Consider the following 14650-nt stretch of genomic DNA (forward strand, 5'->3'; position numbering starts at 1 on the left):
AGCTAGTCTCGGCGCCTTTTTCATGGACAGGTTTAGCGGGCTAGTCGTACAACCATTCCATTAAAAAGCCACAAATCAGTAAGAAAACCCCAAAGTTAAACACCATCGTTTGTAATTTCGACTTAGGCGACTTATCGTCGGCTTGGATCATGACCTGACTTAACGGTGTAAAAAACATATTGGGTTCGAGTCCCATGCCGATAAAAAATACCGCTACGGCAACACTACGGATGAGCTCGGGGACGACAAGCTGCTCAAGATAAAACTCATAGGCGCCATAGGCCAAAATGCCAATAGCGATAGCATGGCAAATCATCGCTACGACAAGTTGCTTAGTGATAAGACTGCTCACCGATGACACGATTTTGCTCCTACGCCAGCGCTATGTATTGATTATGGACGATATTTGCCGCGCAGTTTATCTCTTCTGTGATTTAACTGCATCCATAGCGTCCAGCCAAATAGCACGCCACTCGCGGGATAAATATATAGTGCGACTTTCATTGCCTGCCAAAATGGCGTCTCAGCGGTGAAGTATTGAAACCCCGCCACCAAAAGTGACGTCACACTCCCCCAATACAGTACGCCAATCACCAAGATGAAATACCACTTTCCCTTTGCGAGAGATGCCTCTAATTTGATTAATTGATCTTTACTGACTGCCGACATCACCAGCTCCCTTTTTATCTTGACTCATTTAATATGCCCGAATTGATTCAAGGTAGCTATCCATCCTTGTAACGATAATATTTTTCGCCCAACAAAAAGCCCTGTAAATACAGGGCTTTGATTAGAACGCTAGATTACTCCGCCGATGTTGGCTTTTCGTCTTTCGCTTTTCTCTCTCGTTTACTAAAGATCCGCTCAACAATAACGAAGAACAGTGGCACGAAGAAGATACCTAAGAACGTCGAACTCATCATACCGCCAAGTACACCAGTACCGATGGCATTCTGGCTACCTGAACCTACACCCGTACTAATGGCTAACGGCACAACCCCCAAACCAAACGCCAGCGATGTCATCAGAATCGGACGCAAACGCACACGTACAGCATGTAACGTCGCTTCAACCAGACCCGCCCCTTTCTCGTAGAACTCTTTCGCAAATTCCACAATCAAGATGGCGTTCTTGGTTGCCAAACCAACGGTTGTCAGCAGACCTACTTGGAAGAACACGTCGTTTGGCAAGCCACGGCCATTCATCGCCAGCAGGGCACCGATAATACCTAGCGGAACCACTAGGATTACCGCAAACGGAACAGACCAGCTCTCATACAGTGCAGCCAATACGAGGAATACCACCAGAATCGACAACGCATATAGCGCAGGCGCTTGGTTACCCGATAAACGCTCCTCATAGGATAAGCCGTTCCACTCGATGCCAAAGCCCGGTGGTAACTGTTTAACTAGGTCTTCCATAATATTCATGGCCGCACCAGTACTAAAGCCAGGTGCTGTTGCGCCTTGAATATTCACCGCAGGTAAACCGTTAAAACGTTCTAGACGTGGTGAGCCGTATTCCCAAGAACCTGTCGCAAAGGCTGAAAACGGCACCATATCGCCCTTGTTGTTACGCACATACCAAGTGTCTAGGTCTTCTGGCTGCATACGGTATTGAGCATCACCTTGCACAAATACCTTTTTAACACGGCCACGGTCAATAAAGTCGTTAACATAAGAACCACCCCACGCCGTTGCCAACACATTGTTAACGTTAGCAATCTCAACGCCTAATGCGCTCAACTTAGCATGATCAATGTGCAATTGATAAATTGGCGCATCTTCCTGACCATTAGGGCGAACCCCCACAAGGTTTGGATTTTGAGCTGCCATACCCAGCAATTGGTTACGCGCCGCCACTAACTTATCGTGACCTTGGCCGTTTTTATCTTGCAGGTACATATCGAAACCATTGGCCGTACCCAACTCGATGACCGCTGGCGGTACGAAGGCGAATACGAAGGCTTCTTTCATTTGGCTGAATACACCCATAGCGCGGCCCGCAATGGATTGTACATCCATACCTGGCGCTTCACGCTCTGACCAATCCTTCAAGCCAACGAAGGCAATACCCATGTTCTGGCCTTGACCCGCAAAACTGAAGCCCGCAACACTAAATACCGACCTTACGCCTTCTTCAGCCATAAAGTGATCAGAGACTTTCTCTAACACTTTCATGGTGCTTTCTTGGGTAGAGTTGGTTGGCAAAATTGCCTGCGTGAACAAGATACCTTGGTCTTCGTCTGGTAAGAATGCCGTTGGCATGCGCATGAAAATCCAGCCCACTGCCACCACTAATGCAGCGTAAATCATCATGACCCTGAAGCCACGCTTCACAATGCCAGCCACGCTCGATTCGTAACGGTTCGTTAAGCGATCGAAACCACGGTTAAACCAACCGAAGAAACCCGTTTCGATATGGCCATGACCCTTCTTCAACGGTTTGAGCATAGTCGCACAGAGTGCGGGGGTTAAAATCAAGGCCACCAGCACAGACAGCGCCATCGCAGAAACGATAGTGATCGAGAACTGACGGTAAATTACCCCAGTAGAACCCGACATAAACGCCATAGGTACGAATACCGCAGACAAGGTCAGACCTATACCGACTAACGCGCCAGTAATTTGATCCATCGACTTACGGGTCGCTTCGAGTGGACTTAAGCCCTCTTCGGCCATCACCCGCTCAACGTTTTCAACCACCACAATCGCGTCGTCCACGAGTAGACCAATCGCCAATACCATTGCAAACATGGTGAGGGTGTTGATGGAGAAGCCCGTTGCAGAGAGAATCGCAAAGGTACCCAGCAATACCACAGGTACTGCAATTGTTGGAATTAATGTCGCACGGAAGTTCTGCAGGAAGAGGTACATGATGACGAACACCAGTACGATCGCTTCAAGCAGAGTGTGGACTACGCCTTCAATCGATTTATCAACGAATGGTGTCGTATCGTAGGGGTAAACCACATCTAACCCAGCAGGGAAGAAGGGACGCAACTCTTCAACTTTAGCGCGAACCGCTGCCGCCGTATCTAAGGCGTTAGCACCGGTTGCCAGCTTAATCGCAATACCCGAGGCAGGTTTACCATTATACAGAGACTCTACGGCATAACTTTCTGAACCCAACTCGACACGCGCCACATCACCCAAGAACACGTTCGCACCCGACGTATCGGATTTAAGAATAATCTTGCGGAATTGTTCTGGCGTTTGCAGACGGCTCTGTGCCGATACAGTCGCGTTCAGCTCTTGTCCTGGCAGTGATGGCGTACCACCAAGTTGACCGGCAGATACCTGTGCGTTTTGCGCGCGGATAGCACTCACCACATCTAAGCTAGTGAGGTTATATTGAGTCAGTTTCAGCGGGTCTAACCATATACGCATCGCGTACTGAGCACCGAAAATCTGAATTTCACCCACGCCCGGTACACGGCTCATAGGATCTTGGATGTTAGCGCCCACATAGTCGGCGATGTCACCCTTGTCCAAAGAACCGTCGGTCGATACGAAGCCCAATACCATCAGGAAGCCAGAGCTTGACTTGTTAACGTTAACCCCTTGAGATTGCACCTCTTGTGGTAACAAAGTCATTGCACCCTGTAACTTGTTCTGAACCTGAACCTGCGCGATATCCGGATCGGCTTCCGCGTTAAAGGTCAAGGTAATAGAAGCGTTACCAAAGCTATCACTGGTTGATGCGATATAACGTAGGTGGTCGATACCCTTCATACGTTGCTCAATCACCTGAGTCACTGAGTCTTCAACGATTTTGGCCGATGCACCTGGGTAGTTCGCACTGATCACCACTGTCGGTGGCGCAATACTAGGGTACTGCGAGACTGGCAGGGATCGGATCGACAGAACCCCCGCCAACATAATGATTAAGGCGATCACCCACGCAAAGATGGGGCGATCAATAAAAAAACGTGCCATAGCTATGCCCTATTGTGCTTGGGTTTCAGAAATAACTTTGGGAGTGACTGGTGCACCTGGACGGATCTTTTGTAATCCTTCCACAATCAACTTATCGCCCGCTTCCAAACCGGCAGTAATACGCCATTGATTGTCGATAACTTCAGCTGTGGTAACAATTTTTGCTTCCACTACGCCTTGATCGTTCACCACCATAGCCACGGCTTGACCCTTAGCGTTACGGCTAATGGCTTTTTGCGGCACTAGGATGGCTTGAGGATCGGTACCAGTATTCAATACGGCGCGAACATACATGCCAGGCAGTAAGATGCCATCGGGGTTAGGGAACTCTGCACGCAGGATCACTGAGCCAGTGTTTTCATCCACACTCACTTCAGCAAATTGCAGCTTACCGCTGTGGCCATAAATCGTGCCGTCTTCTAAGACTAACTGCACGTCAGCGTTATCAGCCGCCTGCAGCTTACCTTGCTGCAGCTTGGCTTTTAGACGTAACAGCTGAGCACTCGACTGCGCGATATCCACGTTGATAGGATCGAGCTGTTGAATGGTCGCCAACGTTTGGCTTTGGTTAGCGGTCACCAGCGCACCGGCTGTCACACTCGATTTACCGATACGGCCTGAAATAGGCGCTAACACTTCGGTGTATTCGAGGTTAATTTTGGCAGTGTTGATTGCCGCTTCAGCCACAGTCACACTCGCCAGCGCTTCTTTGTAAGCCGCTTCAGCTTCGTCGAAATCCTGCTTACTGATGGCGTTAGTCTTCACTAACTGCTGATAACGGGCAGCTTTCGCCTTAGCCGATGCAAGACTCGCATTCGCTCTGGCTAAATCGGCATTTGCGCTTACCAATGCAGCTTTATAAGGTGCAGAATCGATTTGATAGAGAGACTCGCCCTGCTTCACATGACCGCCTTCAACAAAGCTACGCTTGGTAATAATACCATTCACTTGAGGACGCACTTCGGCTTCGAGGAACGCCTTGCTACGGCCCGGTAATTCGACTTGGATAACCTGAGGCTTGGTCGCCACATTGATGACCCCCACCTCAACACTCTGCGGCCCAGCGCCAGCATGACCAGCCTTCTCTTCTTGAGGGCTACAAGCTGCCATCCACAACGCCACGCTAATTACTGAGGCAAGTTTAATTGTCTGCCGCATGAGAACTCCTTTAAATATTAACGCTACCGTTTTGCCACGCTGCAATGGTGAACTCACGGCCGTAATTATAACTAAAATCAAATCTGCTACTTATCGCATACCCTATAAGGATGAACAAGAAAGATAAACCAACTAAAATGTAAACTAATGAAAATGTTTACACCCTAGCGAATACCTTATTCATTACATTGTTACCCTATTTAATGAATATGCTAATAGTGGATAAGGTTGTTAGCGTTATACGATACAAAGCACTTATCCAGCCTACTCTATATCAAAAATGTTGCAAACATGTTTGGCAACACAGCTTTAGTCACCATAAATGCTGAACACAGTTAATCGATAACGATGCGATATATTCGCTCGCGCCTCTCATTAATAAGATTTTACGCATATAACATCTCCCAAATAACGGCAGATGCTTGATAAACAAGGATGGTTCATATCGCCTTGTTATCCAACTAAAGCGTTGAAAAATCGTAGGCGAAAAATACTCTTGATACCGTGAAATAATATATGGCTTATGTAAATTCTTTTTAAATCTACATCTTGGAAATGAGAGACGCCCAAAACCTTGGACGCGACATTTTATGACCAAGTGTAATTGAGGGCAAACCCGAAATGGCGATTTACACCCCATTAAATGAAACTCTGCTTCCCAAAAAACGCATTTAAAAAATAAACGCTGCTCGCAATCGCGCTATTTCGCTGCTTGTTCACATTCATTCATATCTTTTCGTCATTGGTTCATCCCAAGCTGCACCGCTATTCACAACTTATTTTTACGATAAAGGTGCGCTAACAATTCCCAATGACTTTGAGATGATGATTATGAAGACTCGTACTAAATTTCTGCTAAGTGGGGCGTTACTTTCACTGGCGGCCAGCTCCCATGGTGCCGAAGACAACCAGCTTTTTGGTGGCAGCATTAACGGCAATGTTAACTTTGCCTCGGATTATGTGTTCCGCGGTGAATCAGAGACCTTAGACGGTGATATTCCCGTGGTACAAGGTACGCTGAGTTGGAATCACAACCAAGGTTGGTATGCGGGCGTATTTAGCTCCAACATCAAATTCGCCGACCCTAACTTAGAAATCGTGACCGCACCTTTTATTGGTAAAGCGGGTGAGTTTGGCGATTCCGGTTTTACCTATGATGTAATGTTGTTTTCATACCTCTATCCGGGTGCGTCTTACTCTAACTACACCGAATTATGGTTAAAAGTAGGCAAACAATTTGGCCGTGCGAATCTGCAACTCGAAGTCACCCCAACGGTTGATGATTGGTTTGGTGTCGATGGCTGGCACGGGGTTAACTATGCCTTGCACCCAAGCTATAGCTTTGACAATGGCGTAAAAATTTCGGCATCCGTGGGTTATCAAGACCTCACGGGTGATGGCGCCGAAGGTTGGGGCCACTGGAACATCGGCTTGAGCAAAGCATACTACGGCCTCAACTTCGATTTACGCTACCACGGCAGCACTGTCGACAGCGACCATAAAGTCTATGGCACACAGACTGAAATCTTCGATGACAGAGTCGTCATTGGGATCAGTAAGAGTTTCTAATCCTGTTTTTTGCTTATACGTTCATCCCGCTGCTTCCCTGCAGTACTCCAATTGCTTGAAATATCGAGCCTTGACCAGCCAATTTGGCTGGTCCTTTTTTATCTAAATACGATTATCGCCCACGCTACAGGCTAAAACGCGGCTGATATCCGCAAGACAACGACCCGATTCTTGCTGCCATTGGTTGAAGGCGGTCTGCACCTGTTTTAACGCCGTTTGCGAGCTAAAACCGGCATCCACCAGCTTGTGCGCCTTAAAATAACCTTGCACATCATCGGTTAACAAAAAGGTGTCCTTACCAATACCGCGCAGGAAATACGGCCCCGTATTGCCTCCGAGGCGAGCGCCTCGTTTCTTTAAGAGTGCCCAAAGCCCGACTATATCTTCGGTCGGCCACTCGGCAATCAGCTTAGCCAAGCTGCCATGTTCGCGGGCAATATCATGGATCATCAAGGCATTATCATAAATCGCCTGGGTTTTCTTTAAATGGCGGATCAGAGTCGCATCCGCAGCGCGCGTTTGGATCTGCTCCGGTGACAGCATCAACACCTTTTCAGGCACAAAATGAAAGAAAGATTGCTCATAGGCGGGCCACTTATTATCGACCACTCGCCAGACAAAGCCACTCTGAAACACCTGTCGGCTCATGGCAGAGAGCAACGTAGCATCATCATACTGGCGAATTTCGGCACTCGTTAGGCAGCCAGGCAGTAATGCTTCAAGCCCCTTTTTACCGCCCTTGCGCTCACTCGCTCTGGCATAGATGGATGAGAAACTTTCTAACTGGCTCATACTGTTACCTTTGGTTATCTCTATTTCACTGCGATTTTAAAGCTAATAGTACCGAATTTTTGCGCGAGTGGATCATTCCGCATGGCAACCCACTTTTACGCAACTGACGCCAATCTGCAGAAAAATCCCACAGCAAGCGCCTTGATAACGACTAAAGTTAAGGCGTAGAGTCAAAAAATGCAGGGGTTGTGGGGTCGACACCTATGGAGCTGTTCTATCATCCGTTATCACGTTATTCACAGAAGGTGTTGATTGCTCTCTATGAAAAACAAGCTAACTTTTACCCGCGGATCACCGATTTGCGCGACCCGCTAGCACGTCAAACATTCCAGCAATTTTATCCTCCCGGCAAACTCCCATTACTTAAAACCCACGAAGGTCAACTGCTCCCCGAGTCCAGCATTATTATTGAATACCTAGACAGGCATTTTCAAAACAGTACCCAGTTACTGCCCGCCGACCCCGAACGCAATCTTGCGGTGCGCTTATTCGATCGCATCATAGATAACGATATTAATAACCCATTATTTCAATTGGAAAAATTAAAGCATGCCCCCGAAGGGCACGAATTTGAGATCAAGCAGATAGAGAAGCAGATGTTTATCCAGTTTCAGCGTTTGGATGCCCATCTAACGCAGAATCACTGGGTGTGCGGCGACAGTTTTACCTTGGCCGACTGCGCGCTTATCCCCTGTTTAAGCTACAGTTTTTCCCACTTAAATCTGCTGGATTTAGATGAACTAGTGCGTTACTGGCAACAGGCGCAGCTACGCGGCGCCTGGATGCTGGTGCTTGAAGAAGTGCTACTCGCCGAAATGGAAGAAGACACAGGGATCAGGAGTATTCCCTAGTGCCAACACATTAGGGCGTGTTGACGTTTCAGGGTTATTTTTGCAGCAATTTGGCTGGCGTTTATGCAAGGCGAAGTCTGTGCGGTGTAGTTATTCTACATAAACGGACGATAACGCAGCAGAAACGTCAACACGCCCTAGCGATTGCGTTCTTTCTTCAATTGTAAAAACGCTTTCCATTTAATGACTTCTGGCGGCAGCTCAGGAGCAGGATCGGTATAACCCGCCTCTTTGACTAACACATCCAAGGGAACTTGCTTACCTTTACAGACAAACACACCACGCACATGCACTATACAGTGCAGGCCACGCTCACTCACAAAACGTTGTTCAATATAGAAATATTTCTCGTCCCAGCCCACGACTTTGGTTTCAATCTCAAACTTTTTTAACGGCTTGATATCGCGGATATAGGTAAATTCGGCGGCGTTAACAATCGGCATCCACTTCAATTTGAGGAAACGCTTCAACAGCCCCATTTCGGCCAGCATATAGGTGCGCGCCAGATCCATAAACGCCGGATAACGGGAGTTGGTCAGATGGAAGTTAATATCGCAATCGCTAGGTAATGCACGGTAAGTAATGCGGCTCATGCCTAAAAAATCAATCTTACGGCAGTGACGCGTGCGCCAAAACAACAACCAAAACAAACGGAAATACAGATTCATATGCAGTCGCCCTAAAAATAAGAGCCACAGGCTAACAGAGGTCATACCAGAGGGCAAGCGAGATCTGGCTCACAAAAAAGGCGCCAAATGGCGCCTTTTTATGCTCAAGCTTTCCTATTTAGTGGCTTAAGCCGCAATCCCAGAGTGACGCAGCAGCGCATCGATACTCGGCTCGCGTCCCATAAACTGTTTGAACAAGTCCATCGGCTCAGCAGAACCACCCATTTCGAGGATGTTGTGCAGGAAGCTACGGCCAGTTTCAGGATTGAAGATGCCTTCCTCTTCGAAGCGAGAAAACGCATCCGCCGACAGCACTTCGGCCCACTTGTAACTGTAGTAACCCGCGGCATAACCGCCCGCAAAAATATGCGCAAAACCATGTTGGAAACGGTTAAATGCAGGCGGAATTAACACGGCCACCTGACGACGCACTGCGTCCAAGGTCTCTTGAATACGCGCCCCTTTGGCGGGGTCATATTCGTGGTGCAATCTAAAATCGAACAGTGAAAACTCAAGCTGGCGCAACATCATCATGCCAGATTGGAAGTTTTTCGCAGCTAACATCTTGTCTAGCATGGCTTTTGGCAAAGGTTCACCGGTTTCGTAGTGACCGGAGATTTCAGCCAAAGCTTCTTCTTGCCAGCACCAGTTTTCCATAAACTGGCTAGGCAATTCGACCGCATCCCAAGGCACACCGTTGATACCCGATACGCCAGCCACATCAATTTTGGTCAGCATATGGTGAATGCCATGGCCAAACTCATGGAACAGCGTCGTCACTTCATCATGGGTAAAGAGTGCTGGTTTGCCATCCACAGGGCCATTAAAGTTGCAGGTGAGATAAGCCACGGGCTTTTGTAGACCATGGGGCGTATTACGACGCACGCGGCAATCATCCATCCAAGCGCCGCCGCGTTTGCCTGTGCGGGCGTATAAGTCTAAATAGAAGCTGCCTCTGTGTTCGCCCGTTTCGTCGAAAATATCGAAGAAACGCACGTCTTTATGCCAGCGGTCGAACTCAGTTTGCTCAACAATTTTTAAGCCAAATAGACGCGAGACGGTGTAAAACAAGCCAGAAAGCACTTTATCTTCGGGGAAGTAAGGGCGCAGCAACTCTTGAGAAATCTCATATTTATGTTGCTGTAACTTCTCGGCATAGAAACTCAAATCCCAAGACGCCATTTCGCTCACGCCATACTGCTCCAGTGCAAAGGCTTTAAGCTCGGCTAATTCGGCCTTAGCTTGGTCTTTTGAGCGCAGCGCTAATTCATTTAAGAAGGCCATTACTTGAGCAGGAGTTTCGGCCATTTTCGTCGCGAGGGATTTTTCGGCAAAACTATCAAAGCCTAACAACTGTGCCAGCTCGTGGCGCAGCGCAAGGATTTCATCCATCAAGGGACCATTATCGAATTCACCCGCATTTGGACCTTGATCCGAGGCGCGCGTCACGAAGGCGCGATAACACTCTTCACGTAGACTACGGTTTTCGCTGTAGGTCATCACAGGTAAATAAGAAGGGAAATCTAAGGTAAATAACCAACCTTCTTGCTCGCGGGCCTCGGCCATCGCTTTTGCGGCCGCCTTAGCTGAATCGGGTAAACCAGCTAATTCTGCCTCGTCGGTAATTAACTTAGTCCAAGCTTGGGTCGCATCGAGCAGTTGATTCGAAAAGCCGCTCGTCAACTCGGATAGGCGTTTCACAATTTCGCCATAACGCACTTTTTGCCCATCATCTAAGCCGATACCCGAAAGCTCGAAGTCCCGTAAGCTGTGCTCAATCACCATCTGTTGTGCTTGGCTTAATTGGTCAAACTCTGCCGATGCACGCAGCGATTTATAGGCCTGATACAGCCCTTGGTGTTGGCCCACATAGGTGCCATATTCGGATAACAGTGGCAAACAAGCATCATGGGCGGCGCGCCATTCATCGGTACTCACCACTGAGTTCATATGGGAGACGGGCGACCAGATCTGGCTTAACTCGTCGTCCACTTGCTCGAGCGGGGCGACTAAGTTATCCCACGTAAACGGCCCTGAGTTTTGCAGCACTTCATCAATCTTGGCACGACACTGAGCAATGGCCTGCTCAACGGCAACTTGAATATGTTCAGGTTTAATCTGGGAAAAAAGCGGTAATTTTGCGCCGTTAAGCAAAGGGTTGCTCATAATGGTTCCTCTACAATCTGTGTAGCTAATAAATAAGGGCTTATCTACTATTTATCAAGGCGAGAAAACCGATTGCAACCTTCGTCTATGTCGCTAACGCCATTAGACGAAGAAAAAAGCGAGCCAGCTCACAATTAAGATTTACACCAAATTTACTTATTCAATCTTGACGAGTTGATCGCAAATCAAATCCATTCTCATTAACGATCATATTCCGCTGTATTAAAATATCGTCATAGTTCGCATCTAGATTAGATTTCGATATGGCCGTTTTAAAACACTTCATCCTCAGTACCTTGGGCATTCTCAGCTTAGCTTGTGCAAACAATAGCTGGGGCAACGAAAGCCTCGCGCAAACCGAAGGGGTCAGTAGCGGCGTATTGCCCGTATTGACATCAGACTGGGCCGCGAATCTCGACCTAGGTTGGGACAGCAAGTACATCTCCCAAGGCCGCAACAACCTCAAGCATGGCGGTATCTATTGGATGAACGCCAGCGTTGAATACGGCAACCTGACAACCTACGCCCTTGTCGGACGTGGTGATAGTCAGGCTTATACCGAGTGGAACATTGGCCTCGAATACGCATTACACTTCAGTGAAGATGTTGAAGCACATGTGGGCTATCAACGGATTGAAGGCTATAGCAGCAGTCGCTGTCAGGATAACGAACTGTTTGCTGAATTGGCTTACACCGCCAAGCCTTGGCTAGTGCCTTCCGTGAGTTATGTCTACTCCACCGAGGCGGCGGGCTATTTTGTGGAGCTGAGCCTACACAGCTATTGGCAAGTTACAGAGCAATTCACACTCTCCCCCTACGTAACACAAGGCGTTGATTTTAAATATCGAACAGAAGAGCACAATGGTAGAAATCATCTCCAGTTTGGGCTAGAAGCAAGCTATAACCTTACCGAGAATATGAATATTAGTGGCCATATTAGCCACAGCATTGCGCAGGCAGATATAGAGCAAGAAGCGGCCACGAATGGCGACTTTAGCTCACAGGATCAAACCTATGCGGGCATCCACTTCAATATCAGCTTCTAAGCGTTACTCGGCCTAACTCCCTTCGGCTTGGCAAACCGTTCCCGTCCAAACTACACTCAAGATGTCGATGGAACGACCTTGATTTAGCGAGGCACAGGGAATGTTGGCTAATCAGTTTAAAATACTCACGAATACATTTATTACACTAGCATTTTGTACTCTGCCATCCTTAGCGGCACCCGAGAGCGAGCCTGAATTAGTATTAGAATCTCTGTCAAAAAGTAGTACGACTGACTCACTACCACTGGGGACTCTGCTCGACAGTCAAGGTAAACCGCTGCCCATTCCCGCAGAGCAAAGCGCTTTGGATTATTCACCTCCCACCGTCAATGTTGACGATGCGTCCCCAAAAACAAAGACCAACAAGACGCAATCCACTAAGACTAAAAATAAAAAATTGAGTCGCAAGCAACAACTCGCCAGCAGAGATAAAGTCGCTAACGATCCTAGTTGCCGTTGGCTTGATGCGCGCATGTCACAGCTCGAAACCCAGATCGGCAATAAGCGAGAGCAAGCCGCCGACTACCATAGCGATGAGCTCAATGCTCGCAAGCAGGAGTGGCAATGCCTTAAATGCGGCGTAGAAGGACCAAACCCTGATGATTACCATCGCTGCCAATATCGCCGTTAAGCTTAAGCTAACCGCCAAGGGATAAAATCTCAGCTTCATGGAGATTTTTTGTGGCAAAACAAGGTCTATACCAAAGCAACCTAATGGGCTGGTCTGCAAACCCATTCCAACCTACAATGACCTTCTGCTAATAAGCACCTCATTCTTAGAGTTAGACGGAGAAACTCATGGCTCAACATTTTGACTATATCTGCCTAGGCGCAGGCAGCGGCGGTATCGCCTCAGCTAACCGAGCTGCCATGCGTGGCGCTAAAGTGCTTCTCATCGAAGCAAAACATGTTGGCGGCACCTGCGTAAACGTGGGCTGCGTACCCAAAAAAGTCATGTGGTATGGTGCGCATATCGCCGAGGCCATGAACCTCTACGCCAAAGATTATGGATTTGATGTTTCAGTCAACAAATTCGACTGGAACACCTTAGTAAACAGCCGCGAAGCCTATATTGGTCGCATCCACGAGGCCTACGGTCGCGGTTTTACCAATAACAAAGTCACCCTGCTCAATGGCTATGGCCGTTTCGTTAATGGCAACACGATTGAAGTAAATGGCGAGCACTACACGGCTGACCATATCCTGATCGCTACTGGCGGCGCGCCAACCATCCCTAACATTCCAGGTGCAGAATATGGCATTGATTCCGATGGCTTCTTCGCCCTGCGTGAACAACCTAAACGTGTCGCAGTCGTCGGTGCTGGCTATATCGCCGTCGAAGTCGCGGGCGTGTTGCACGCACTTGGCAGTGAGACTCACCTGTTTGTGCGTAAACATGCGCCGCTGCGTAACTTCGATCCTATGCTGATCGACGCCCTCGTCGATGCCATGAAGACCGAAGGCCCAACCCTGCATACCAACAGCGTCCCACAATCTGTGGTCAAAAATGCCGACGACAGCCTGACTCTGAACCTTGAAAATGGCGAAAGTGTGACCGTCGATTGCCTGATTTGGGCTATCGGCCGTTCACCCGCAACGGGCAATATCGGTTTAGAAAACACCGATGTGCAACTGGATAGCAAAGGCTATGTGATTACCGACGCGCAGCAAAATACCACCCACAAAGGCATTTATTGCGTGGGCGATATTATGGCGGGCGGTGTGGAGCTGACTCCTGTTGCAGTTAAAGCGGGTCGTTTACTCTCCGAGCGCCTATTTAACGGCATGAGCGATGCCAAAATGGATTACAGTCAAATCCCAACCGTGGTCTTTAGCCATCCACCGATTGGCACTATGGGCTTAACCGAGCCAGAAGCCCGCGCGCAATATGGCGATGACAATGTGAAGGTTTACACCTCCAGTTTCACCTCCATGTATACCGCTGTAACAAGCCATCGCCAAGCCTGCAAGATGAAGCTAGTCTGCGCCGGTAAAGAAGAGAAAGTGGTTGGTATTCATGGCATTGGCTTTGGTATGGACGAAATTCTCCAAGGCTTTGGCGTCGCCATGAAAATGGGCGCCACCAAAGCCGATTTCGATGCAGTTGTCGCTATCCATCCCACAGGAGCTGAGGAATTTGTCACCATGCGCTAAGCGCATGACTCAATCCTTAAATCAGGCTCAATAGCCTGTGAATGTTGCATTTTATAAAAGCGGTTCTGATATTCTCAGCGCCGCATTTTTTATGTTCAACGCTAGATCATTCCGTCTATTTATCCGCTCTTAACATCCCACTCTTTAGCCCCAATTTTCGGTTAAAAGCATAGATAAATTTATCAGTATTCAAATCAATTTCCCTTGCGTCACACCAACCGAAAGTATGCAAACTGGGCATTTCAACTTGATATCTTGCTAATAAAGATCTTATTATAGTTATAGCACTAACTATTATTCACCCTAAA

The 14650-nt window shown here is 48.1% G+C and carries 12 protein-coding genes; 5 read left to right on the plus strand and 7 right to left on the minus strand.

What is annotated here, in order from left to right:
* Positions 1 to 40 precede the first annotated feature (40 nt).
* The 4 genes from CEQ32_RS15700 to CEQ32_RS15715 all read right to left on the minus strand — a co-directional run bounded on the left by CEQ32_RS15700 (position 41) and on the right by CEQ32_RS15715 (position 5096).
* Entirely contained in the window at positions 41 to 361 is a 321-nt protein-coding gene (locus CEQ32_RS15700; RefSeq protein WP_083848315.1) for a hypothetical protein, read from the minus strand.
* 32 nt (positions 362 to 393) lie between these two features.
* Positions 394 to 669, minus strand: a complete 276-nt coding sequence (locus CEQ32_RS15705) for a hypothetical protein (protein ID WP_037427427.1) — start codon at positions 667 to 669, stop codon at positions 394 to 396.
* A gap of 134 nt (positions 670 to 803) precedes the next feature.
* Positions 804 to 3938, minus strand: coding sequence for an efflux RND transporter permease subunit (locus CEQ32_RS15710; RefSeq protein WP_088586397.1), 3135 nt, complete (start codon positions 3936 to 3938; stop codon positions 804 to 806).
* Positions 3939 to 3947: 9 nt separating this feature from the next.
* Positions 3948 to 5096, minus strand: a complete 1149-nt coding sequence (locus tag CEQ32_RS15715; protein ID WP_023266142.1) for an efflux RND transporter periplasmic adaptor subunit — start codon at positions 5094 to 5096, stop codon at positions 3948 to 3950.
* A gap of 822 nt (positions 5097 to 5918) precedes the next feature.
* On the opposite strand from CEQ32_RS15715, the gene CEQ32_RS15720 reads away from it, so the two are divergent.
* Positions 5919 to 6665, plus strand: coding sequence for a TorF family putative porin (locus tag CEQ32_RS15720; protein ID WP_088586398.1), 747 nt, complete (start codon positions 5919 to 5921; stop codon positions 6663 to 6665).
* 102 nt (positions 6666 to 6767) lie between these two features.
* Here the strand turns inward: CEQ32_RS15720 and CEQ32_RS15725 are convergent, their stop codons facing one another.
* On the minus strand, positions 6768 to 7457 hold the full coding sequence (locus CEQ32_RS15725; protein ID WP_088586399.1) for a DNA-3-methyladenine glycosylase I: 690 nt from the start codon (positions 7455 to 7457) through the stop codon (positions 6768 to 6770).
* 203 nt (positions 7458 to 7660) lie between these two features.
* On the opposite strand from CEQ32_RS15725, the gene CEQ32_RS15730 reads away from it, so the two are divergent.
* The gene (locus tag CEQ32_RS15730; RefSeq protein ID WP_088586400.1) at positions 7661 to 8308 is read left to right on the plus strand and encodes a glutathione S-transferase family protein; all 648 of its coding nucleotides are present in this window, start codon (positions 7661 to 7663) and stop codon (positions 8306 to 8308) included.
* Between the two features lie 137 nt (positions 8309 to 8445).
* On the opposite strand, the gene CEQ32_RS15740 is transcribed toward CEQ32_RS15730, so the two are convergent.
* Both CEQ32_RS15740 and prlC read right to left on the minus strand, forming a co-directional pair.
* The gene (locus CEQ32_RS15740; protein WP_088586401.1) at positions 8446 to 8976 is read right to left on the minus strand and encodes a thioesterase family protein; all 531 of its coding nucleotides are present in this window, start codon (positions 8974 to 8976) and stop codon (positions 8446 to 8448) included.
* A 126-nt stretch (positions 8977 to 9102) separates the two neighbouring features.
* A complete protein-coding gene (prlC, locus tag CEQ32_RS15745; protein WP_088586402.1) occupies positions 9103 to 11142 on the minus strand; it encodes an oligopeptidase A in 2040 nt (679 codons plus the stop codon).
* Positions 11143 to 11405: 263 nt separating this feature from the next.
* Here prlC and CEQ32_RS15750 point away from each other — a divergent pair, with 263 nt between their 5' ends.
* The 3 genes from CEQ32_RS15750 (at position 11406) to gorA (ending at position 14342) form a co-directional block, all read left to right on the plus strand.
* Complete coding sequence (locus tag CEQ32_RS15750) at positions 11406 to 12188, plus strand: hypothetical protein (protein WP_088586403.1); 783 nt, start codon at positions 11406 to 11408, stop codon at positions 12186 to 12188.
* 100 nt (positions 12189 to 12288) lie between these two features.
* Positions 12289 to 12819 (plus strand): hypothetical protein, encoded by a 531-nt coding sequence (locus CEQ32_RS15755; protein WP_088586404.1) that lies wholly within the window; start codon positions 12289 to 12291, stop codon positions 12817 to 12819.
* Between the two features lie 167 nt (positions 12820 to 12986).
* Complete coding sequence (gene gorA / locus CEQ32_RS15760) at positions 12987 to 14342, plus strand: glutathione-disulfide reductase (protein ID WP_088586405.1); 1356 nt, start codon at positions 12987 to 12989, stop codon at positions 14340 to 14342.
* The last annotated feature ends 308 nt before the right edge of the window (positions 14343 to 14650 follow it).

Source organism: Shewanella sp. FDAARGOS_354, from assembly GCF_002209245.2.
Taxonomy (GTDB): domain Bacteria; phylum Pseudomonadota; class Gammaproteobacteria; order Enterobacterales; family Shewanellaceae; genus Shewanella; species Shewanella xiamenensis.